The sequence below is a fragment of the Flagellimonas profundi genome, assembly GCF_017313275.1.
GTDB lineage: Bacteria > Bacteroidota > Bacteroidia > Flavobacteriales > Flavobacteriaceae > Flagellimonas > Flagellimonas profundi.
The window spans coordinates 387,692-409,436 of sequence record NZ_JAFLNM010000003.1 but is presented as its reverse complement, the minus strand read 5'-3'; the positions used below and the strand labels follow the sequence as shown (position 1 = coordinate 409,436).

At 38.2% G+C, this 21,745-nt stretch carries 21 protein-coding genes and 2 tRNA genes; 17 read left to right on the top strand and 6 right to left on the bottom strand.

From position 1 onward, the window contains the following. The 4 genes from J0654_RS15315 to J0654_RS15300 form a co-directional block, all read left to right on the top strand. A partial coding sequence (locus J0654_RS15315; protein ID WP_207029983.1) for a gluconate 2-dehydrogenase subunit 3 family protein occupies positions 1–389 on the top strand: 389 nt, incomplete at its 5' end. A 47-nt stretch (positions 390–436) separates the two neighbouring features. Next, a complete protein-coding gene (locus J0654_RS15310; protein ID WP_207029982.1) occupies positions 437–1,252 on the top strand; it encodes a helix-turn-helix transcriptional regulator in 816 nt (271 codons plus the stop codon). Between the two features lie 32 nt (positions 1,253–1,284). Beyond that, positions 1,285–1,575 (top strand): helix-turn-helix domain-containing protein, encoded by a 291-nt coding sequence (locus J0654_RS15305; protein WP_262897169.1) that lies wholly within the window; start codon positions 1,285–1,287, stop codon positions 1,573–1,575. Between the two features lie 61 nt (positions 1,576–1,636). Then, positions 1,637–2,953 (top strand): serine hydrolase domain-containing protein, encoded by a 1,317-nt coding sequence (locus J0654_RS15300; RefSeq protein WP_207029980.1) that lies wholly within the window; start codon positions 1,637–1,639, stop codon positions 2,951–2,953. A gap of 156 nt (positions 2,954–3,109) precedes the next feature. Here the strand turns inward: J0654_RS15300 and J0654_RS15295 are convergent, their stop codons facing one another. After that, entirely contained in the window at positions 3,110–3,742 is a 633-nt protein-coding gene (locus J0654_RS15295) for a flavin reductase family protein (protein ID WP_207029979.1), read from the bottom strand. Positions 3,743–3,998: 256 nt separating this feature from the next. On the opposite strand from J0654_RS15295, the gene J0654_RS15290 reads away from it, so the two are divergent. The 4 genes from J0654_RS15290 to J0654_RS15275 all read left to right on the top strand — a co-directional run bounded on the left by J0654_RS15290 (position 3,999) and on the right by J0654_RS15275 (position 8,270). Then, a complete protein-coding gene (locus J0654_RS15290) occupies positions 3,999–5,195 on the top strand; it encodes an alpha/beta fold hydrolase (RefSeq protein ID WP_207029978.1) in 1,197 nt (398 codons plus the stop codon). Between the two features lie 110 nt (positions 5,196–5,305). After that, entirely contained in the window at positions 5,306–5,794 is a 489-nt protein-coding gene (locus J0654_RS15285; protein WP_207029977.1) for a YybH family protein, read from the top strand. An 84-nt stretch (positions 5,795–5,878) separates the two neighbouring features. Then, a complete protein-coding gene (locus J0654_RS15280) occupies positions 5,879–6,799 on the top strand; it encodes an alpha/beta hydrolase (protein ID WP_207029976.1) in 921 nt (306 codons plus the stop codon). Beyond that, positions 6,786–8,270 (top strand): pyridoxal phosphate-dependent decarboxylase family protein, encoded by a 1,485-nt coding sequence (locus J0654_RS15275; RefSeq protein ID WP_207029975.1) that lies wholly within the window; start codon positions 6,786–6,788, stop codon positions 8,268–8,270. The genes J0654_RS15280 and J0654_RS15275 overlap by 14 nt, the downstream gene beginning before the upstream one ends. Before the next feature lie 187 nt (positions 8,271–8,457). Here J0654_RS15275 and J0654_RS15270 read toward each other — a convergent pair whose 3' ends face one another. Beyond that, positions 8,458–9,213 carry a hypothetical protein gene (locus J0654_RS15270; RefSeq protein WP_207029974.1) on the bottom strand — a complete coding sequence of 252 codons (756 nt, stop codon included), beginning with the start codon at positions 9,211–9,213 and terminating at the stop codon, positions 8,458–8,460. Between the two features lie 381 nt (positions 9,214–9,594). Between J0654_RS15270 and J0654_RS15265 the strand changes: the two genes are divergently transcribed. The 8 genes from J0654_RS15265 to J0654_RS15230 all read left to right on the top strand — a co-directional run bounded on the left by J0654_RS15265 (position 9,595) and on the right by J0654_RS15230 (position 17,079). Beyond that, positions 9,595–9,759, top strand: coding sequence for a hypothetical protein (locus tag J0654_RS15265; protein WP_207029973.1), 165 nt, complete (start codon positions 9,595–9,597; stop codon positions 9,757–9,759). Positions 9,760–9,836: 77 nt separating this feature from the next. Next, a complete protein-coding gene (locus J0654_RS15260; RefSeq protein ID WP_207029972.1) occupies positions 9,837–11,777 on the top strand; it encodes a tetratricopeptide repeat-containing sensor histidine kinase in 1,941 nt (646 codons plus the stop codon). A gap of 14 nt (positions 11,778–11,791) precedes the next feature. Further along, a complete protein-coding gene (locus J0654_RS15255; protein ID WP_207029971.1) occupies positions 11,792–12,457 on the top strand; it encodes a DNA-binding response regulator in 666 nt (221 codons plus the stop codon). Positions 12,458–12,555: 98 nt separating this feature from the next. Next, positions 12,556–12,936 (top strand): PEGA domain-containing protein, encoded by a 381-nt coding sequence (locus J0654_RS15250; RefSeq protein WP_207029970.1) that lies wholly within the window; start codon positions 12,556–12,558, stop codon positions 12,934–12,936. A gap of 160 nt (positions 12,937–13,096) precedes the next feature. Then, entirely contained in the window at positions 13,097–14,149 is a 1,053-nt protein-coding gene (locus tag J0654_RS15245; protein ID WP_207029969.1) for a type I restriction endonuclease, read from the top strand. Between the two features lie 337 nt (positions 14,150–14,486). Then, complete coding sequence (locus tag J0654_RS15240; protein ID WP_207029968.1) at positions 14,487–14,891, top strand: hypothetical protein; 405 nt, start codon at positions 14,487–14,489, stop codon at positions 14,889–14,891. Between the two features lies 1 nt (position 14,892). Further along, entirely contained in the window at positions 14,893–16,158 is a 1,266-nt protein-coding gene (locus tag J0654_RS15235) for an ABC transporter permease (RefSeq protein WP_207029967.1), read from the top strand. A 3-nt stretch (positions 16,159–16,161) separates the two neighbouring features. Further along, on the top strand, positions 16,162–17,079 hold the full coding sequence (locus J0654_RS15230) for a hypothetical protein (RefSeq protein ID WP_207029966.1): 918 nt from the start codon (positions 16,162–16,164) through the stop codon (positions 17,077–17,079). 22 nt (positions 17,080–17,101) lie between these two features. Here J0654_RS15230 and J0654_RS15225 read toward each other — a convergent pair whose 3' ends face one another. The 4 genes from J0654_RS15225 to mutS all read right to left on the bottom strand — a co-directional run bounded on the left by J0654_RS15225 (position 17,102) and on the right by mutS (position 20,955). Further along, entirely contained in the window at positions 17,102–17,920 is an 819-nt protein-coding gene (locus tag J0654_RS15225; protein ID WP_207029965.1) for an endonuclease/exonuclease/phosphatase family protein, read from the bottom strand. 161 nt (positions 17,921–18,081) lie between these two features. Then, a tRNA-Leu gene (locus tag J0654_RS15220) sits at positions 18,082–18,167 on the bottom strand. A gap of 57 nt (positions 18,168–18,224) precedes the next feature. Then, positions 18,225–18,297 (bottom strand) — tRNA-Gly (locus J0654_RS15215). A gap of 75 nt (positions 18,298–18,372) precedes the next feature. Continuing rightward, positions 18,373–20,955 (bottom strand): DNA mismatch repair protein MutS, encoded by a 2,583-nt coding sequence (gene mutS, locus J0654_RS15210; RefSeq protein ID WP_207029999.1) that lies wholly within the window; start codon positions 20,953–20,955, stop codon positions 18,373–18,375. Positions 20,956–21,102: 147 nt separating this feature from the next. Here mutS and J0654_RS15205 point away from each other — a divergent pair, with 147 nt between their 5' ends. Then, complete coding sequence (locus tag J0654_RS15205; RefSeq protein WP_207029964.1) at positions 21,103–21,642, top strand: RNA methyltransferase; 540 nt, start codon at positions 21,103–21,105, stop codon at positions 21,640–21,642. The last annotated feature ends 103 nt before the right edge of the window (positions 21,643–21,745 follow it).

Here is a 21,745-nt window from a genome sequence, read left to right as displayed (position 1 = left end):
ACATCCGCGGTGGGATCATGTGGTTGGACCACAAAAGCAATACGGAGTTTGGTGTGGAGTTTAAAACAGCCACCGAAGAGCAACAAAAAGCCATTTTGGACGGGATTGCCTTTTACGACCCTGAAACGCCCAGCAACGAACGGCCGTTCGAGGTGAATTTCTTCTCATTGGTCCGCAACCTGACCATGACCGGTTTTTACACCAGTAAGATCGGGATAGAGGAAATAGGATATAAAGGTAACCAGCCCAATGTTTGGGACGGTGTGCCGGATGATGTGCTGGAGCAGCACGGCGTATCTTACGACGAGGAATGGTTGGCCAAATGTGTGGATCAGAGTAAGCGCGGTATTATTGCCGAGTGGGACGAGGATGGCAACCTGCTTACATAATGTAATGGAATTATAAGGTGTTATGGCTCAAACTTTTTGTTTGGGCCTTGATTTTTTTAGAAGTGGTTATCAGCGTTTATCATCCTAAAAAGCCTCTGGACATTTTGTTCAGGGAATGCTATTACATCCATATTGGAGAGGGGAATCAGCAACGCCCCATACCCGTAATTGATGATTGCTGCTATGATCTGGTCTTTTTCAAGGAGGCTTCAGGTACATTTTATTATGGATCGGAAGTACAGGAAGTTCCCATAAACAGTAAGGTGTTTACCATTCACCAGGCAAGGCCGCCTTACAAGATCAAAGCAAAGGATTCCCTTACCTTCTTTACCATAAAACTACAGCCTTGGGCAAACGCTTACTTTTTCTCATCATTACATGGTTCTGGCGTGGTGGATATCAATGGTTTGAACGATCAGTGGGGAGTATTTTACCAACAAGTTTTTGAACTGGATAATACAGATGACCAATTTGCTTTGGCAGAGCGATTTATGGAGGAAATGCAGTTTTCCTTGACGCCTTCCATGGAATTGGTTCGCGAAATCTGCGAATATGTGTACAAAAATGAAGGAAAGGTCACGGTGAACCAGTTGAGCGAACATTTTAACCGATCGAGGCAGTATTTGGGCAAGGTGTTTAAAAAAGAAGTGATGTATCCCCTAAAAAAATTCATCATAACCGTAAGAATATTGGATTTGGTGAAATATAAGACCAAAAACCCTGATGTTTCACTCACCCAACTTAGTTACGACTATGGGTATTTTGACCAGCCCCATTTTATCAATGATTTTAAAAAAGTATGCGGGGTAAAGCCATTACAGTTTTTTAACAACCTTCCCGAGTTTATGTTGCGTCATCAGTAAGGTTTCCATTTTTACAATTAATTTACCCGAAATTGTTTCTTCTTTGCACCAAAACTAAACCATTTAACCGATCGAGGCAGTATTTGGGCAAGGTGTTTAAAAAAGAAGTGATGTATCCCCTAAAAAAATTCATCATAACCGTAAGAATATTGGATTTGGTGAAATATAAGACCAAAAACCCTGATGTTTCACTCACCCAACTTAGTTACGACTATGGGTATTTTGACCAGCCCCATTTTATCAATGATTTTAAAAAAGTATGCGGGGTAAAGCCATTACAGTTTTTTAACAACCTTCCCGAGTTTATGTTGCGTCATCAGTAAGGTTTCCATTTTTACAATTAATTTACCCGAAATTGTTTCTTCTTTGCACCAAAACTAAACCATGAGATATTGTTTAATTGTTTTCGGTCTGATTTTGTGCTTGGCCTGTGTTGAACAGGAAAATGTTCCAATGAATGGGGATTTGTCCCCAAAAATGGAGTCGGTAAGGGATTCGTTGGACACCTATTTTTCTAATCTAACCGGTTTGCAAAAGTTCAATGGAGTGGTGCTGGCGTACAAACATGATACCTTACTTTTAAAGAAGGCTTACAACCTGGACAGTGATGTTCAAAGTTCTACTTACGTTACGGTTGGTACACAGTTCGATATCCATTCCGTCGCCAAATTAATGACCTATTATTTGGTGGCGAAATTAGAGGTTGAAGGTAAACTGTACAGAAACCAGACCTTGGATATGTTTTTTGAGGATTTTCCCAAAGGGAAAGATATTACGCTACAAATGTTATTGGAACATACTGCTGGCCTGCCACGCGAATTAATGGATTTAGAAGAAGAGGAATATGGCTTAACATCCGATCAAATTGTGGAGTATGCAAAAAAGCAGCCCTTTTTGTTTCAACCAGGTACCGATGTACAATATTCCAATATTGGTTATGAGATTTTATATAACATCATATCAAAAGCTTACCAAAAACCATTTGCCCAATGTGTTGTTGATGAAATTTTTGAGCCCTTTGGAATGGATGCCAGTGGGGCACATTTTTTTGTCGAAGAAAACCGGGTGAAAAATATGGCACAGAACCATGTGTTAAAGGATAGTTTGGTGGTTGAGGTGGATAATATTCAGCGGGATGAATTCCGAACGGCTCGCTTGTTTTCCACAGGAGAAGATTTGAAGAAGTTTATGGATCATGTGAAACAGGAACCCTACGCTTCGTTTTTAAAAAACGAGAACGGGATCATAGCGAAAGATGGAGGTTCAAAAGGTATACGTGCCCAGGTGTACAGTGATCTGGTAAATGATTTTGACTTTGTAGTATTGGCCAACTACGATGAAATGCCCTTTTTTGATACCATTGACGATATGGTGAAGATATTAAAATCTGAACCTGTAGAATATCCCAAGGAAATCCATAGAAAAGCAATTGTTTTGGATAAAGAAGTGCTTGAGCGGTACGAGGGCTCCTATACTTTTGCTGATTTTGATGGATTGGTTTTAGATGTGAAAGTGGAAGGGGATTACCTTGTGATTTTTCAGGATGGTGAAAAGATAGGAACGCTGCAAGCAGAAACTCCTACGGTGTTTTTTGAAAACCCCAAAGCAGCGGAATCTTTCGAATTTGTTAAGAACGAATCCGGTACGTATGATGCCTTGATGGGGTGGAAGGGAATTGTTGTGGAAGGGAAGCGAAATTGAATCAACATTATCATAGGTGGACTGTGCCCGAAAAACAGGATGGGGCAGAACTTGAACATAAGCACAGACCGAAAACTGATGATGGTAATTTGATTGCTTAAATAAAAAATCCTGTAAATGAAATGATCAACAGGGCTTTTATGTCCCTTTAACAGTTCATTTATCAAAATCCGGCACCTCCCCAATTCTCACATAGGGGTGTTGGGCCACTTTTTTTAATTCATAATAGCTGTTGAGTCCTGAAATACCGGTACTTTGAAGATGCTCCAGGTCAATGTCTCCGGTCTCCATGGCCGTGTCAGGCAATACAAGATGGGCTATTTCCCCAATCACCAATGTAGTTCCGTTCAAAGGAATAGGGATTGTTTCTTTTAAACGAAGCCCCATTTTCACCAAACTTTCCTTTACAAAAGGAGCCTCGAAAACATCAATATATTCTTCCGAGAAACCGCACCGATCAAACTCTGAGATGTTCTTGTCAAATTTAGCAGAGGTATAATGGGCCCGTTCAATAAATTCGGGGTGAATATGATTTATGGTGTACACGCCTTTTTCTTCAATATTACGGAGTGTATGTCCGGAATCTTGCGTTTTTGGCCTGGCTATAAAGCCCAATAGAGGTGGTTGGCTTCCCAAATGAACCACAGAGCTGAAAACAGCCAAATTGGTCAGCTTATCATGGTCTATGGTGCCAATCAGGTTGGCAGGCTTGATCCCAGTTATGGAATTGATGATTTTAAGACGGATAACCTTGTCCATTTCCATAATATCCTTGTTCGAATAATACATACTGCTTGTTTTGAGTATCCCTGAGGCTACAACTATTTATTTTCTGAATTATCGATAAATTCGATTAGTGAAATATACGCATCATATACCAACAGTAGTTAATGATAGATCAAATCATCACCCATTAACCTGATTTGCTATATGTTACAAAAATATTTCTACCTTCAACCTTAAAGACGTTTTAGAGGTCTTCACTGAATGTAAGGCAAAGTTCAAATAAACGATGCACAACTGCTTGGTGATTGAATAATTATTTATGAAGCCAAAAACCAATTATACTAAAAGTGGTGAATTTAACATTGCTTATCAGGTAGTGGGCAATGGTCCAGTAGACATCATTTATATTCCTGGTTGGGTCTCGAATATTGATATGATGTGGGCAGAACCAAGATTGGCCGCTTTTTTGGCCAGACTCGCCTTATTTTCTAGACTTATTTTATTTGATAAAAGAGGGACTGGACTTTCAGACCGTACTGATGATTATTCCACAATGGAAGAACGAATGGATGACATCAATGCGGTAATGGATGCTACACATTCTGGAAAAGCATTTTTGTTTAGCCACTCTGAAGGAGGTTCTGTAAGCTTATTGTTTTCTTTAAATTATCCAGAACGAACTTTAGGCGTAATGGGTTTTGGCATTTTTGCCAAGCGGAGATATTCAGAAAATTATCCGTGGGCCCCTACAGATGAAGAGCGTGAAGTTTCAAATAAATTAATAGAGGATAATTGGGCTCATGGTGATTTGGATGAATTAAGAACACTGGTGCCCTCCCTTGCACACGATAATGGGTTCATGGATTGGCTGGCGAGTTATTTACGTTCAGGGGCAAGTCCTAAAGCGGCCTTAATACTACACAAGCAATGTACGCAAATAGATGTCACAGACGTTCTGGGTTCAATTGAAGTTCCAACACTTCTACTATTCAGAAAGGATGACATTGAAATACGGGTCCAAGAAGGCAGATACATTGCTGAACGAATACCTAATTCCAAGCTTGTTGAATTTGAAGGCAGCGACCATCTGTTTTGGACAGGCGACACCTACCCAATACTGGCAGAAATGGAAGAGTTCGTTACTGGAATACGTCCCCATAGGTCAGAATTCAAAATTTTAAACTCCAGGACAGAAAAAACAGGCGACAATATTGAAAAGGTAATGTCTGAAAATTTCCTTTTTAATTTAAAGGTTGAAGAATTCGCCAAATTATGTGGTAGAAGTTTGTCCGCTTTTAAACGGGATTTTAAACATATTTATGGTACAACACCTTCGAGATGGATTAAGTTTAAACGGCTTGAATATGGTGAAAAGCTATTGATTGGGACTGACTTACATATCAATCAAATAAGCTATGATTGTGGTTTTATAAATACATCTCATTTTATAAAATCATTCAAAGAACAATACAACCTTCCTCCACACCAGTATAGAACACAAACAAAGAAAGATTGAGTGCTGAAGCCATATTTGGACGTTTTAGAATGTTTTTTGAACTTTTCTGAAAGTCAATTGTCTTGGTTTTAAGTGAATTTTACATCATTCATTTAAACAAACATCATATTATGAAAACAAAATTCACATTAACCTTGATTGCGGTTTATGGCTTGTCGCTTTCTTACATCAACGCCCAAGTCGACCTGATACATGACGAATTCCCGGAAGCCAAACAAGAAGTCATGAATACATTTGGAGCCATTGCTCAAAGTATAAAGGATGGGGACATCGATAAACTAATTGCATTTCATGCCTATGGGCCAAAATTCACTGAATTTAAGAATGGTGAGGCAAGGAATGGAGGAGAAGCAAACGAAGCTCATGAACGCAATGTATTTGGTTCGGCAACAGAAGTATTAAAGTTTGATGCCAAAAATCTACAAATTGCCGTTTATGGAGATGTGGCCAATGTAACCTTTCATTCAGATTTTCATTTAAAATTTGGAGAGGACCTAGTAATCGTGAACGATCAGATCACCCTGCTTTTTGTTAAAACAAATGATGGTTGGAAAATGGTTCACGAACATCATTCACCATTGAAAAAATCAAAAGCTTAGCAAGTATCACTTTTTGATATCCATACTAAAAGCCAGGGTTGCAATGGTACATTCTGGCTTTTGAGTTTATTTAAAGACAGTACTATGTTCCGAGCAATTGAGTTTATATCGCAACAAGCTATATTAAGAGGACGATTGTATTTGCCCAAAAGAATATCCTCCAAAAAGTATCCTGTTGTGATAATGGCCCATGGTTTTACAACCACAATCCATGGGATGACTGCGGACAAATATGCTGAACGCTTTAGGAAAGCTGATTTTGCAGTACTGTTGTATGATCATAGAAACCTTGGTATTAGCGATGGGGTACCACGTCAGGAAATCAATTTTTGGGTCCAATCCAGAGGCTATATCGATGCAATTGATTTTGTATTTAAACAGCCCGAAATAGATACAAATAAAATTATAGTATGGGGGTCGAGCATGAGTGCACGTGAAGCCTTTTTAGTTGGTTCAGTAGACGAGAGGGTCAAAGCCATTATAGCTATGGTTCCTGCTTTTGGGGATCATTATCCATTAAAGGACAAAGACAGTGGTCTTTATACCTTTGCCAAAGAAACATTGTTGGAAGATGACATCTTGGGGTTGCCTAACTCTAGAACCGAAAGAGTGGCGGTGGTTTCGCATGATCAAATCAACAATCCTTCTGTGTTAAAGGAACTAACAGCATACCGGTGGTTTATGGAGTACGGAGGACGCTTTGGAACAAACTGGCAAAACGTGGTCTCATTTTCCAACATAGAAACTCCTAAAGACTTTCATTTGAGTCAATGTGCAGCACATCTAAAAGCACCCATTCTAATGATTGTTGCAAAAAATGATGAAATGGCAGGTGCGAACCCAAATATTACAGCCAAAATATTTAGCTTGATTATGCAGCCCAAGGAATGGGTTGATATTTCTGGAGGTCATTTCGGATTGTTGGATTATCCGAGTATGTTATTTGAAAAATCAAGTAAGGCCCAAATCAATTTTCTTAAAAGACAACTAGATGAAAAACCCTAGAACCAATCCCATTGAGATAGACGGAGAAGAGTTTAGACAAATTGGTTATCAACTGATAGATGACATCTCAAATTTTATGAATCAGATTGATAAAAAACCAGTCACCTATAATAGAAGTCCGTCTCAGATTCAAAAAATTATAGGAACCACTTCTTTGCCGGATAATGGAAGTGAAGCTTCCGAGTTGATTGCTCAGGCCACCGAACTGCTTTTGAACAATTCACTTTTTAATGGCCATCCGAAATTCATGGGGTATATCACTTCTTCCGCAGCCCCGATCGGGGCCTTGGCAGATTTGCTTGCTGCATCGGTCAACCCAAATGTTGGGGCACATATTTTAAGTCCAATTGCCACTGAAATCGAAAAGCAAACCATAAAATGGTTGAGTGAATTTATAGGTGTTTCATCAGATTACGGCGGTATTTTGGTAAGTGGTGGAAATATGGCAAATTTTACTGCGTTCTTAGCTGCGAGAACAGCTAAAGCTCCATTGAGTGTTAAAGAATGTGGGATGCAAAATTCAGAAAACCAATTTACCGTATACTGTTCCAAAGCAACACATACATGGATAGAGAAAGCGGTTATTTTATTTGGTTTAGGTACTAATTCGATACGTTGGATTCCAACCAATGTGTCAAATAAAATAGAGATGTCGATTCTCGAATCAACGATAAAAGAAGATATTGAAAACCAATTTACCCCTTTAATGATAGTAGGTACAGCCGGAGATGTCAGCACTGGCGTTGTGGATAATTTGAACGGAATTTCGGCTGTGTGTAAAAAATATGGTATATGGTTTCATGTTGATGGTGCATATGGGGTGCCAGCAGCGATTATTCCGGAACTTAAACACGTATTTGAAGGAATCGAGGAAGCTGATTCCATAGCACTGGATCCCCATAAATGGTTATACAGTCCACTGGAAGCCGGGTGCACATTGGTAAAAAACCCATGTCATTTAACCGATACTTTTAGTTCGCATCCTGAATATTACAATTTCAGTAAAAGCGAAGATGAGGTTGCACAGAACTTCTATGAATACGGACTCCAAAACTCACGAGGTTTTAGGGCGTTAAAAGTATGGCTCTCCCTTAAACAGTTAGGTCGTAGTGGTTATAGAAAATTGATTGGTGAGGACATTGAACTCTCAAAAATGTTGTATGATCTGGCCGATAATAACCCAGAATTGGAGGCAATATCACAAAATTTAAGTATTACAACGTTTAGGTATAAACCAAAAGATAGAGCCGAAAATCTTGAATATCTAAACAAATTAAATGAAACCTTATTAAACGCGTTGCAAGCTGGAGGCGAAGTGTTTATTTCCAATGCGATTGTCAACCAACAATATTGTTTGAGAGCCTGTATTGTTAATTTCAGAACTTCAGAAAAAGATATTGAAGAAGTAGTCGAAATAGTAGTTCGAGAGGGTAAAAAGGTTCATTGTGAACTGTCAAAAACGTTTACCTAAACACTCATAATAACCATCAAAACCCCTATATGTGCTGAGCAGGGTATCTATGTAAGATTACAACAGTATCCTTGAAATAATACCTAATAAATACAATGTAGTCGTCGCTGATTCTTAATCAGATTTCATTTTGGGAGTGCAGGTAAGACATTTGATGTTTACTTCAGTTTTCTTCACTAAACCTTTTCTAATTTTCTTTTAAAAATGAATCTGGTTTATTCATATGGACCGGAACATAGGTCTCGATAATATATGGTGTTATTTTTCGTAAGGTCTCTCCAGTTATGGGATGAAGACCCGGTGCTGTAAAGTATTCAATTTCTCCGTCCTTGTTTTTATAGTACCATACCATTGGTTTACCATCTTCAGCAAAAAATTGTGTGGCCATATTGACCTCAACTTTTTTGAAATTATCCAACTTCATGGGGTCCAAAGGTTCCGGCTTGGTGCCGTATTGCGTATAGGGTTTGGCTGAACAAGAAACTTCGATGTACAATGAGTCCGCCCAGGCCATGCATTTCTTACTACCACCGTTTACGACCTTGGTATCAAAAGGCCAGATAAGAATAAATGTGACCACAGAAATAATTCCAGCTGCAATAACTAAAATCTTTGGCCAGTTTTTTCCAACTGGTTCTTCCACGACCTCATCTGAATCTTTATCTGAATTGTTTCCCTTTTTTGTTGGGTTCTTTCTTATGTAGTCTGCATAATCTTCGAAACTTAAATATTTGCACAAGAGCTCAACACTATCTGCGTTGGGAGGTCCGAATTTCTTTTTGTTGTTGATGTATCTATCATAAGCCCGTTCAAGGGTTTTTGAACTCAGGTCACTGTGCTCGCTAATATGATTGGATAAGGCAAACCTGGAATGTGACGCATGCTCTTCCTTTGCTTTCTCAAAAACTTTTAGAACGATTTCTGCAATCCTTTTCTCATCCATAGGATTAAAGTACAAATTTTCATTGGACAAACTTTCGACTTAATGAGCTCTGAGCAGTGGTAATTATTGGTGTCTAAAAGTTGTCCAAAACATGTCTATTCCTTGTCTGTAATCTAAATCTCTCTTTGAACTTACTTTGTCACAGAAATGAATTCTGCTATGCTTTGCTAACATAGTTTTTCTAGAAGATTCATTTTATAGGATTCTGTAAAGCGGCCAATAGTTGGCTCATTGGAAAGTAGTCATTACAGCCGCTTACAGTTTCCACTTTCCAAAAAAGCAAAGGAGTACTCCAAAACTCACAGGTGGCTGAATAGTCATAATAGATCTGGGATAATCCCGGACGGCCACCTCTTTGTTCAACCTTAAAATTTCATAAAGATGAGAAAAGTGTATTTGGCCGTATTGGCCACTGTATTCAATATGTTCCTGTTTTCTTGTAGTAAAGAAGATGTGGCGGACACCGAGACTTTGTACCACACTGTGGCAACGGAGGGTGATGACGAAAATCCACCCCCACCACCCCCACCACCACCGGGAGAATAGAAGTAGGAATAATTTTACTAATTTGAGCTGCGCCTAATTTAGGTGTGGCTCTCATTATTAATACAACCTTACCACTTTTGAAAAGTTTATTGCTTTTAACCCTAATAGTTCTTTTTAGCTCTTGCACGCCAATGGATGGTGATTCCAAATCGGCAGGGGGCAGTGTAAAAGATAGTGCTATAATCTATTACAAACGCTCATTGGACAGCACCCTTTCACTAACTGAAAAAAAACAATCAATCAACAAATCCTTTTTTCTTGCCAAGGATAATCAAGACAGCCTTTATGGTAAAATTCTTTATCAAAAAAGCTATTTAAGCTTGGCTTTGGGGGAATATGACAGTTTACCGGCTTACAACAAATTGATAATTGGTAATGCAAGACAAATCAACGATGTTCCCATGATGGCAAAACAACATTATTTTATGGGATATTACTATGATAGCTTCACTTCTAAGCCCGACAGTGCCTTTAACCATTATAACTATTCAAAAAATTATTTTTTACAATTAAATGATAGTGTATGGGTAGGGAAAGCATTATTTAATATGGGTACCATTCAGAAAGATCAAAACGATTTTTTTGGAAGCAAAGAAACCTTGACGGAAGCATGGCCATATCTGGAAAATTCAGGCGAAAGTAATCTTTTGGCTAAATGTTACAATTTATTGGCAACGAACCATAGAAAACTGTTCAACTATGCGGATGCTATTAAATATTATCAAATGGCCATCAATTTAAGTGGTTTGGTAGATGAAAGAATTTCGTTTGAAAATAATTTGGGAGCAACCTATACTGATTTTGAAAAGTATGAAGAGGCCATCGATCTTTTCGAGAGGATCATTAAAGATTCTTCTTTAGACCATTCTACTGCCAAATATGCCAGGATATTGGATAATCTTTCTTATGCGAATTGGCTTTCGGGAAAGGAAGATAGCGCAGAACCATTTATGGAAGCTTTGAATATTAGAATTAGGGATAAGGATGAAAGGGGACAGATCGCAAGCTATACCCATTTGGGAGAATTTTATATGGAAAAATATCCTCGGTTGGCAAAAGCCTATTTCGATTCGGTAATTGATATTTCAAAGCATATGAAAATACCCAGGGCAGAATCCGATGCTTTGAGGTTTCTAATGCAAATGGAACCTGAAAAGGTCAAATTGCGTGACCGGTATATCTTTTTAAAAGATAGTTTGTACGAAGAGGAATTGGATGTAAAGACCCAATTCGCTAAATATAAATATGACGATAAGCTAAAACAAGAATCCATTTTGCGTCTTGAAAAGGAGAATGCAGAACAGGCCTTGATCGCTTCCGAAGAGCGTAGTAAAAAAGCTATGTCCTACTTTGGGTTGTTGATATTATTATCAGGGTTAAGCTTTGTGGTCTATTTTTATAAACAACGTACAAAGCGTTTGAAAGAGCAAAACAAAACAGCAAAATTGGTGGCGACTCTGGAGACAGAAGCTGAAATGTCCCGACGGCTTCACGATGACTTTGGAGCAGGATTAAACCAAACCATGTTGATGTTGCAAGGTGATGCTGATAAAACAAAGATTATGGATCGGTTGGACGGACTTTATAATCAGAGCCGTAATTTTTCCAGGGAAGTCAATGAAGTAGATACCGGTACTCCTTTTAAAGAAGAGTTTTTGGAAATGCTTCGCTACAGAACGCCTAGCCGAGCAAACCTGATCATCACAGGCACCAAGGATATTGAATGGAATGGAGTTCCGTCGCTTTCCAAAAAAGTATTGTACAAGGTAATGCAGGAACTTATGATCAATATGGGTAAGCATAGTAAAGCAACTTTGATAACCATAGGATTTAAAAAAACGGGCAGTGAATTACTGGTAAAGTACAATGATAATGGTGTTGGGGCTTCACCAAAGGACCTTAATGCTAAGAACGGACTAAGGAATACAGAAAAGCGTATTCAGGCTATAGGCGGAAGCATTACTTTTGATTCAGGAAAGGGTGAAGGCTTTAGTGCCCATGTTGTTATTCCCATCTAATATTGTTATCTATTATGTTCAAAAAAGTATTGATTTCCGAAGATTTCCAGGACACCAATCAAGGTATTTCGGATACTCTTCGAGATAAACTAAATATCCCAGACATTCAAGAGGAACTTTACTGTGACAAAGCCTATAACCGTTTAAAATTTGCCCTGTCGCAGAACGAACCTTATGAATTATTGATCACGGATCTTTTTTTTAAAAAAGACCATGTGGCAAGACGACTTACCTCTGGACTGGAGCTAGTCCAAGCCGCTAGAAGTATACAACCAGATTTAAAGGTAATTGTAAACTCCATGGAGGACAACCCGGCAAAGATAAATTCCTTGTTCAAGGATGAAGGAATAAATGCTTTTGTCTGCAAAGGACGCAATGGGCTAACGGAATTGGCAAAAGCCGTGCAAGAGGTGTACCACAACAGAACTTATGTGTCTCCCGACATTAGTCTTAATGTTACGGACAATGTTTTCGAGTTGGATGAATTTGATTTGACGATTTTACAGAATTTGGCCGATGGTCTAACCAAAAGGGAAATATCCGAGAAGCTTAGAAAAGAAAATATAAGTCCAAATAGCGAAAGTACAATCGATAAAAGGGTCAGTAAATTGTTCGATGAATTTGGAGCTAAGAATACCAATCATTTAATTGCCAAATTGATTCGGGAAGACAAGATTTAAGTGCTCATATTGTAATATTAATTGAAAATCCCTTATAGATTTCTGTAAGGGATTTTTATTTGATGAAGCTATGTTTGAACAAACTAAATATTCAAAATATGAGAAAAACCATTCTAACCATTTCACTGTTTGTTGTCGCATCTTTATGTTTTAATAGTTGTGCCACATTGTTTGGTAAAAAAACACATGCATTGGCAGTTGGATCTGATCCTAGTGGTGCCGATGTGTATGTTAACGGGTTTAAAATGGGTACAACACCAGTGGAGTTGAATTTAAAGGGAGATAAATCCTATACCATCGAATACAGAAAAGAAGGTTATGAAAGTATTACCCGTGTGGTGAACACAAAGGTTGGTGCAGGGTGGATTGTCCTTGATGTCCTTGGGGGGCTAATTCCTGTTGTTATTGACGCAGCTACTGGGAATTGGAATAAACTTGATCAAGATGCCGTTAATGCTGTTTTAGAAGAGCAGCAATAAAGAATAGATGCTTTTAACACTGACCATTACTGTTCAAAATAAACATAGGACGTAAAATCTTACTTGTTTTTAATTATTTGGACAAAGTCACATCCCTTACGGTTTTCTGTAAGGGATTGGTTTTTAAAGCGGATAGCTTTGATGAGCTAAACCATTAAAAATGGAACTCCAAAATCAACTTAAAGCCCTAGCTGAAAAGGTAGGCAAACTAAAAGAACAGATTGATACCGAAGAATCCACAAAACATGCTTTTGTGCTACCATTTATCAATCTTTTAGGGTACGACACCTTTAACCCCACAGAGGTAGTGCCTGAGTTTACGGCCGATATAGGGCTTAAAAAAGGGGAGAAGGTGGATTATGCCATTTTTCAGAATGGGGACCCGATCATCATTGTCGAATGTAAGAACTGGAAAGAGAAATTATCAGCGCATAACTCCCAATTATTTCGCTATTTCCATACTTCCAAAACCCGGTTTGCATTATTGACCAATGGTATCGAATACCAGTTCTATACCGATTTGGAGGCAACAAATAAAATGGACGAAAGGCCCTTTTTGGAATTTAATATTACACAGCTCAAGGAAAGTGCTATCAATGAAATCACAAAGTTCCATAAATCCAATTTTGATGTGGATGAGATTGTTGATAATGCAAGTTCATTAAAATATACCAAGGAGATTAAAAAGTTGATAACAGTAGAGCTCGAGGCTCCATCCTATGATTTTGTAAGACTTTTTGCGGGTAAAGTGTATTCTGGCCGGCTTACCGAAAAGGTAATGGGGGAATTCACCGATTTGGTAAGCAAGGCCTTTATCCAAACCATTAGTGAAAAGGTAAACGATCGTTTAAACTCAGCTCTTAACAAAGAAGCGGAAAAGCAACAGGAAGAGGACAAAGAACCAGAGAAGGTAAGTAAGGTCAATACCACCGAGGAAGAGCTTGATGGGTTTCGAATTGTAGTGGCTATTTTACGTAGAAAACTTTCCATTGACCGTATTGTTCACCGGGATACACAATCCTATTTTGGAATCTTATTGGATGACAATAATCGAAAACCTCTGTGCCGTCTACATCTAAATGGTGGTAACAAATATTTAGGTGTTTTTGACGAGATGAAACAAGAAACAAGACACTTGATAGAAACAGTGGATGACATCTATCAATTTGAGAAAGATTTATTACAGACAGTAACTTATTATGAGGATGAATAAAATTCTTTTTCTTCCATTACTGTTTTTAGTTGTCAGTAGTTTTATTTCTGTTCGAAATATTGAGACTAAAGTCTATATCTGCAAAGGAAAAAGCAGTAAAAGGTATCATTATAAAAAAGATTGTAGAGGGTTGTCCAACTGTTCCACAAAAATTTATGAAGTTACATTATCCGAGGCAAGGGACATCGGTCGAACACTATGTGGTTGGGAGGATTGAATTATCACTTTGTTTAGATACTTGAAAAGGATGCTTCGCTACCAAGGCCCTTGTTTTACAGAAATCTGTAAGGTATTGTTATCTAATGGGGTTACGTTTGGATAAGATAAATAACTGACCATGTCTAAAATTGAAATTTCCACCGAATTAAAAAGTCATTTTCTCAGACTCTACCAAATGGCTTTCACTGATGATAATTTTGATGTACTTGAACTCCAAATGCTTTATAGGTTTGCAGAAGAGAGAGGGGTGAATCAAGAACAATTAAACGAAGTATTATTGAACCCATCTCAAGATTCAACAATACCTCATAATTTGGAGGATAAAATCGAATATCTATACGATTTGGCTCTAATGATATGGGCAGATGGTATTGCTACAGAAGATGAGATTAATACATTGAAAAAATATTGTTTGAAGTTTGAATTTCTTGAAGAGAACATTGATGATATAAGTGAATTTCTATTAGAGAACGCAAGGGAAAATGTATCTAAAAGTCATTTGTTAAACTTAATGAAAGATTGATATGAGCCCTCTTAAAAAAATATTCTCGGTTAAAAAAAATACTAAACCGGAGGTTGTTCAACCAAAGGAAGATGATTTCAAAAAAATAAAACTGACCTTTTTTGAAAGTGGTTATGGGTCATCCAAACAAGCAGAAGGCAATCATATGGTCTTTAAAGCATGTCTTCAGGATGTCTATATGGATTATAAAGGAAAATGTAGGGAAGATGAAAGACTTCAAAAATCTTTAAAGGAGCCATATATTCAAGAAAGGAGTAAAAACGAAATTGAACTGAAAAAGCGAAAGACAGCAAAAGGAATCTTAGAAGAATCCATCTTGAAGTTGGAGGAAAAAATCAAAACTTTCAAATCTGAAATTGCGGATGTAAGGCATAATCCTGAAAAGTATGTCGAAGATGTAGACAAGAAACCAAAGGCGCAGTTTTATCTTGGTCTGGTCGTCTTAATTCCGATTACTTTTTATTTGCTGGTCTTCTACATATCAGCTTCATATTCTGCTTTTTTCAAAACCTTTAATCCCAATGAAACCCTCTCTGCAGCTATATTCGATGCTAATGCTTTATCAAAAGCTATATCAGATGGTTGGCTAGAAGGTGTATTTGTTGCAACTATTCCATTCGCTTTTATGGGACTGGGGTATTTAATACATATGTTTCAAAAGCATAAAAATTGGTTGTCTTTTTTAAAAATAGGTACCCTATTTGTGGTAACATTCATATTTGATTCAATCTTGGCTTATCAAATAGAGAAAAAGATTTATGAGTTTGATAAAACTTTGAATTCACCGCCATTTGATTTACAAGTGGCCTTTACTTCACCAGAGTTTTGGGGAATAATTTTTGCAGGTTTTGTAGTCTATATCATTTGGGGATTAGTTTTTGATTTTATCATGAAAGAGTATGATAATTTTGATAAAATTAAAATCTTCATAAGGTCTAAAAGAGAAGCTATTGAAAACGCTCAGCAGGAAATTGTAAAGATTATTGAAAAGGTTAATCCTATTAAAGAGGAGATATCCGGGATTGAGGGTAAAATCACTGACCTGCAAAGGACCATAGATGGTTTTATTTTTTCCAATAAGCACTACCTAACATACCATGCAGAGTATGTAAAGGGATGGTTTTTAGCTATAGCTGATAATTTTGATTCCCTAAAAAGAAGGGACGAATTATTGGCTAAATGTCGCGATGAAGAAAAAAGACATTTAGATGAACACGATATAGCTGATGAAGAGTATGAAGGTAGATTGTATAAACTCACAAATTAACCTATGAAATTAATTAGAATAATTCACCTGCTTATTATTTTGACCTTTGTTGGGGCATGTAAAGATGACCCGAAGATTCAGTCGGGGGAAATAGAGACTCCTGAAATTTCATCAATTAGTCAAAAAATTTATGTTCCTGGGCAGAAAATGAATATTAGTGTGTTGATTGATTTATCAGATAGGATCAACCCTGAAAAATACCCATCTCCTGCTATGGAGTTTTATATGCGAGACATTGGTTATCTGGAATCGGTGGCAAAAAGTATGGAAACGCATATACTTAATAAGAAAGTCCTTCTGATTGATGATAAAATTCAAGTTTTTATTGACCCAGAGCCGTCCGATCAATCTTTAAACCAAAAAATCAGTGAGTTAAAAGTTCATTTTACCAGAGACAATGTTACAAAGGAATCAATTATAAATTTGTCAAAGAACTATGGATCGATTTCAAAACTGATTTATGAATCTGCTATAAATGATAATAACTATGTTGGGTCTAATGTGTGGGGGTTTTTCAAAAATAAAGTTGAAGATTATTGCATTGATGATAGTTATCGCAATATACTAGTCATTTTGACTGATGGATATCTTTATCACAAAGATGCTAAGATGATTGAGGAAAATCGTTCCAGTTATATTATTCCGCAAAGTATAAAGTCAAATGGTTTGAAAAATTCAGATTGGCAGAACATAATTAAAGAAAAGGATTTTGGCTTTATTGTCGCAAATGATGATTTGTCCAATCTTGAAATATTAGTTCTGGGGTTGAATCCAGTCAAGGGAAATCCTTATGAACAGGATGTGTTAAATTTTTATTGGAGTAAATGGTTTGATGAAATGAAAGTGAAGAAATACGAGATAAAGCAAGCAGACTTGCCAACCCATATGGATAAAATCATTCAGGATTTTATACTTAGATAAATTAGCTATCTAATACCAAACCTTATTTAATTTTGAATGTCAAGACTATAGGCAAATGATCGGATAATTTGCGAGCCTTTTCCAAATTTTCGCAGAACCTTACAAAATCAATTACATCACCTTTTATTTTTTGAATGTCCCTTGAATAAAAAACGTTGTCAATCGGATAATTGAGGTATTCATTTTTATCACACTCCCATTTTAATGTTGTCTTTTGATTGGTGATAGCAGATTTATATCCGGAGTTTTTTAATCGATTGAAAACGGGCATTTTTTCATCAACATTAAAATCACCGGCAACAATTAAGGGAACAGTGTTCAGGGAGTCAATAGTAAAATTGGACAGCGCTTTAATTTCACTTTCAGGGTCTTTATTATAGGGTCTGGAATGAAAGTTTATTAAAGTGAAGTTTCTTCCCTGGGTATAAAAGTCCAATAAAAAGGGTTCCCTGTCAATTAATGAATCCAACTCGGAAATCAACCAGCCACGATTTTTGATTTTTATGTGTTTTGTCTTCCAAATGATAGCATATCGCTCAGTGACATATTTTGGGCTATTTGTCGGATTGCTTATTACATAGTCCCATTTGGCACCTTTTCTATTCAATATGTCAGATAGTTTAGCAACGGCTTGGGCACCTCCGTACCCAGCCACCACTTCTTGAATGGCTAGAATATCGGCATCTCTTACAATTTCCGCTATTTCGTTGAGTTCTTCAGTGTTCTTGGTTCGCCCAAAATCTTTGATATTCCATGATATTAAACTGATTTCACTGTTTTGGGAGAATGCAACACAATGGTATATCAGTAATAGTATTGCTAAGGTTAACCTCTTTAGCATGGGGTTGATTTTATACGTGAAAAGTATAAAATTTAAAAATGAGACTTTACGAATATCTGTAATAATTAAATCATTATTGCTTTCATGGTAAAGGGGAAACTGATAACTGAATTTATTAAAACAAAAAACCCTGTAAACAATTTGTCTACAGGGTTTTTCTGTACTCGAGGCGGGACTTGAACCCGCACGGGCAATAATGCCCACAGGATTTTAAGTCCGGCGTGTCTACCAATTCCACCACTCGAGCAGGACTTGTATGTAAAAAAAAAACTCCACCCGTGGTGTCTGAGCGGAGTCAAAGTCGAGCGAAAAACGGGATTCGAACCCGCGACCTCCACCTTGGCAAGGTGATGCTCTACCAGCTGAGCTATTTTCGCATATTAAAGAACGCTACACTTTTCCCAAGCGCGGATGCAAATTTATAACATTTCTATTAAAATAAAAGAATTTTTTTAGGAAGAAGCCTTTTTCTTTTTTCCAAGCAATCGCTTGATCTCGTTTAATTTCATCAACGCCTCCACAGGAGTCAGAGTATCAATGTCCAAGTGTAAAATTTCCTCCTTGATTTCTTCCAATAAAGGATCGTCCAAATTGAAAAAACTTAACTGCATTTCATTCTGGGTGGCCTGTAGCTTGTCGCTTACCTCCTCACTGGCATGTGATTTTTCAAGTTTTTTAAGGATTTTGTTTGCTTTTTGAATCACCTGTTGGGGCATTCCTGCCATTTTCGCCACGTGTATTCCAAAACTGTGTTCGCTACCTCCAGGCACCAATTTTCGCAAGAAAAGCACATTGTCCTCCAACTCTTTTACCGAAACGTTGTAGTTTTTGATACGGGAAAATGTATTGGTCATATCATTGAGTTCGTGGTAGTGCGTTGCGAACAATGTTTTTGCCTTGGCAGGATGTTCGTGCAGATATTCCGATATGGCCCAGGCAATCGAAATCCCATCATAGGTACTGGTTCCACGGCCAATTTCATCCAATAGCACCAAACTGCGCTCTGAAAGATTGTTCAAAATAGAGGCTGTCTCGTTCATTTCCACCATAAAGGTCGACTCACCCATGGAAATGTTGTCACTCGCCCCGACCCTTGTGAATATTTTGTCGACTACACCTAAACTGGCCTCTTCCGCAGGAACAAAACTTCCCATTTGAGCCATTAACACAATAAGTGCGGTTTGTCGTAATAAGGCTGACTTACCGCTCATATTGGGCCCCGTAATCATAATGATTTGTTGTTCCTCTCGGTTTAAGAGTACATCATTGGTCACATAGGCATCGCCAATGGGCAATTGCTTTTCAATAACGGGATGTCTACCTTCCTTAATGTCGATCGTGGTGGAATCATTCACCTCTGGTGCAACATAGTTGTTCTCCTTGGCCAATTGTGCAAACCCAGAAAGGCAGTCCAATTGGGCGATGAGGTATGCATTGAGCTGTACGGGGGCAATATATTCCTGCATCCAGACGAGCAATTGTTCGAAAAGCTGTTGTTCCAGTTGGTAAATCCGTTCTTCGGCACCCAAAATCTTGGATTCGTATTCCTTTAATTCTTCTGTAATGTATCGCTCTGCGTTGACCAAGGTCTGTTTGCGTATCCAGCTTTCAGGAACCTTGTCCTTATGGGTGTTCCTTACCTCAATGTAATAACCAAATACATTGTTCGAAGCAATTTTTAAGGACGTGATCCCAGTTTCTTTGGTTTCCCTTTCCAGCATTTTGTCCAGATAGTCCTTGCTGGAAAAAGCGAGTCCGCGCAATTCGTCCAATTCTTCGGAATAGCCCTCTGCAATGGTGTTGCCTTTGGCAATGTTGACAGGAGCCTCCTCCTTAAGGACTTCTTTTATTTTTGAGCGGAGTGCATCACAATCGTTCAAGCGCTCCCCAATATCCTGTAAGGAATCGTTGGTGCTGTTATGTGCCAGTTGTTTGATGGGAACAATAGCTTCCAATGAATTTTTAAGTTGAACCACTTCTTTGGGATTGATTTTCCCGGTGGCCAACTTGGAGATCAACCGTTCCAGGTCGCCCATTTGTTTGATGTGCCCCTGAATCTTGTTCAGTTGCTCATCTTCATCTTTTAAATAAGACACCACCTGATGTCGTTGATGAATTTTTTCCACATTTTTTAAGGGAAGTGCCAACCACCTTTTCAGCAATCGTCCGCCCATTGGGGAAATGGTCTTGTCAATGATGTCCAACAGGGTGACCGCATTTTGGTGCGAGGAATGGTAAAGCTCTAGATTTCTGATGGTAAAACGGTCCATCCACACATATTCCTCCTCGGCAATACGCTTAATTTTATTGATGTGCTGTAATCGGCTATGCTGTGTTTCGGAGAGATAGTGCAGTACGGCTCCCGAAGCAATGATTCCGTGGTTGAGATGATCTATTCCAAATCCTTTTAGGGTGGTGGTCCCAAAATGATGGTTTAAACTCTCATGGGCATAATCCTCCTGAAAAATCCAATCCTCCAAAAAGAAACTGTGGAACTGGTTGCCGAAGCACTCCACAAAATCCTTTTTATGGTTTTTGGACACCAAGACTTCGTTCGGTGAAAAATTCTGTAGCAGTTTGTCCAACTGTTCCACTGAGCCTTCCGAGGTCAAATATTCCCCTGTGGAAATATCCAAAAAGGAAATCCCCAATTTGTTACGTCCAAAATGTACGGCACACAAAAAATTATTGCTCTTGGCAGTAAGTATATCATCGTTTAGGGCAACGCCCGGTGTCACCAATTCTGTTACGCCCCGTTTTACAATGCTTTTCGTCTGTTTGGGGTCTTCCAGCTGATCGCAAATGGCCACCCGTTGCCCGGCCTTTACCAATTTGGGCAAATAGGTGTTCAAAGAATGGTGCGGAAACCCTGCCAATTCGGTTTTGTCGCCTCCATTGTTCCTATGGGTAAGGATGATGCCCAATATTTTGGCGGCCTTCACCGCATCCTCTCCAAAGGTCTCGTAAAAGTCCCCAACGCGGAACAGCAACAAGGCATCAGGATGTTTTACCTTAATGGCATTGTACTGTTGCATCAACGGGGTGACTTTCTTATTCTTTTTCTTGGCTGCCAAAGCGATTTAATTCTGTTACTTTTGCCCAAAATTGGGATGAAAACGAATATATTGTTTTCATCGACCATCAAAAATTTTTGTTGATATTTTCACCCCAATGTTTAAAAAATGAGTCGAAAACTTGAAAATAGCGAGCTGGACCGATTGGATGTAACCGGTTTTAAGGAGGCCAAAAAATCACCGATCATCATTATTTTGGACAATGTTCGCAGTTTGAACAATATTGGCTCCGTGTTCCGGACCGCTGATGCTTTTTTGATTCAGAAAATTTACCTCTGTGGCATTACGGCCACTCCTCCTCATAAAGATATCCGTAAAACAGCTTTGGGTGCCACCGAAAGTGTGGATTGGGAATACCGCAAGGATACTTTGGAATTGGTAGAGGAATTAAAAGAAAAGGGTATTCAAATCGTATCTGTTGAACAGGCAGAAAACGCAGTGATGTTGAATGATTTCCAAATTAATTCGGAAACAACCATTGCTTTGGTTTTTGGTAACGAGGTAAAAGGGGTATCGCAAGAGGTGGTCACTGCCAGTGATACTGTTTTGGAGATTCCCCAATTCGGCACCAAGCATTCCTTGAATATTTCAGTAAGTACGGGGATAGTAGTGTGGGATGTTTGGTCGAAACAAAACGCTGAAAAATAAAAAGGCCCTGAAAAAACAGGGCCATATATAAAGTCTGAGTTAGTTAGTTTCTCGAATTGAGGCTGCTAATAAAATAAAACCATTCGTTATATCCAAACATTTT

Coding starts and splice junctions, on each gene's coding strand:
- J0654_RS15300 (WP_207029980.1), top strand. CDS start 1,637: ATGAGATATTGTTTAATTGTTTTCGGTCTGATTTTGTGCTTGGCCTGT.
- J0654_RS15295 (WP_207029979.1), bottom strand. CDS start 3,742: ATGTATTATTCGAACAAGGATATTATGGAAATGGACAAGGTTATCCGT.
- J0654_RS15290 (WP_207029978.1), top strand. CDS start 3,999: ATGAAGCCAAAAACCAATTATACTAAAAGTGGTGAATTTAACATTGCT.
- J0654_RS15285 (WP_207029977.1), top strand. CDS start 5,306: ATGAAAACAAAATTCACATTAACCTTGATTGCGGTTTATGGCTTGTCG.
- J0654_RS15280 (WP_207029976.1), top strand. CDS start 5,879: ATGTTCCGAGCAATTGAGTTTATATCGCAACAAGCTATATTAAGAGGA.
- J0654_RS15275 (WP_207029975.1), top strand. CDS start 6,786: ATGAAAAACCCTAGAACCAATCCCATTGAGATAGACGGAGAAGAGTTT.
- J0654_RS15270 (WP_207029974.1), bottom strand. CDS start 9,213: ATGGATGAGAAAAGGATTGCAGAAATCGTTCTAAAAGTTTTTGAGAAA.
- J0654_RS15265 (WP_207029973.1), top strand. CDS start 9,595: ATGAGAAAAGTGTATTTGGCCGTATTGGCCACTGTATTCAATATGTTC.
- J0654_RS15255 (WP_207029971.1), top strand. CDS start 11,792: ATGTTCAAAAAAGTATTGATTTCCGAAGATTTCCAGGACACCAATCAA.
- J0654_RS15250 (WP_207029970.1), top strand. CDS start 12,556: ATGAGAAAAACCATTCTAACCATTTCACTGTTTGTTGTCGCATCTTTA.
- J0654_RS15245 (WP_207029969.1), top strand. CDS start 13,097: ATGGAACTCCAAAATCAACTTAAAGCCCTAGCTGAAAAGGTAGGCAAA.
- J0654_RS15240 (WP_207029968.1), top strand. CDS start 14,487: ATGTCTAAAATTGAAATTTCCACCGAATTAAAAAGTCATTTTCTCAGA.
- J0654_RS15235 (WP_207029967.1), top strand. CDS start 14,893: ATGAGCCCTCTTAAAAAAATATTCTCGGTTAAAAAAAATACTAAACCG.
- J0654_RS15230 (WP_207029966.1), top strand. CDS start 16,162: ATGAAATTAATTAGAATAATTCACCTGCTTATTATTTTGACCTTTGTT.
- J0654_RS15225 (WP_207029965.1), bottom strand. CDS start 17,920: ATGCTAAAGAGGTTAACCTTAGCAATACTATTACTGATATACCATTGT.
- mutS (WP_207029999.1), bottom strand. CDS start 20,955: ATGCAACAGTACAATGCCATTAAGGTAAAACATCCTGATGCCTTGTTG.
- J0654_RS15205 (WP_207029964.1), top strand. CDS start 21,103: ATGAGTCGAAAACTTGAAAATAGCGAGCTGGACCGATTGGATGTAACC.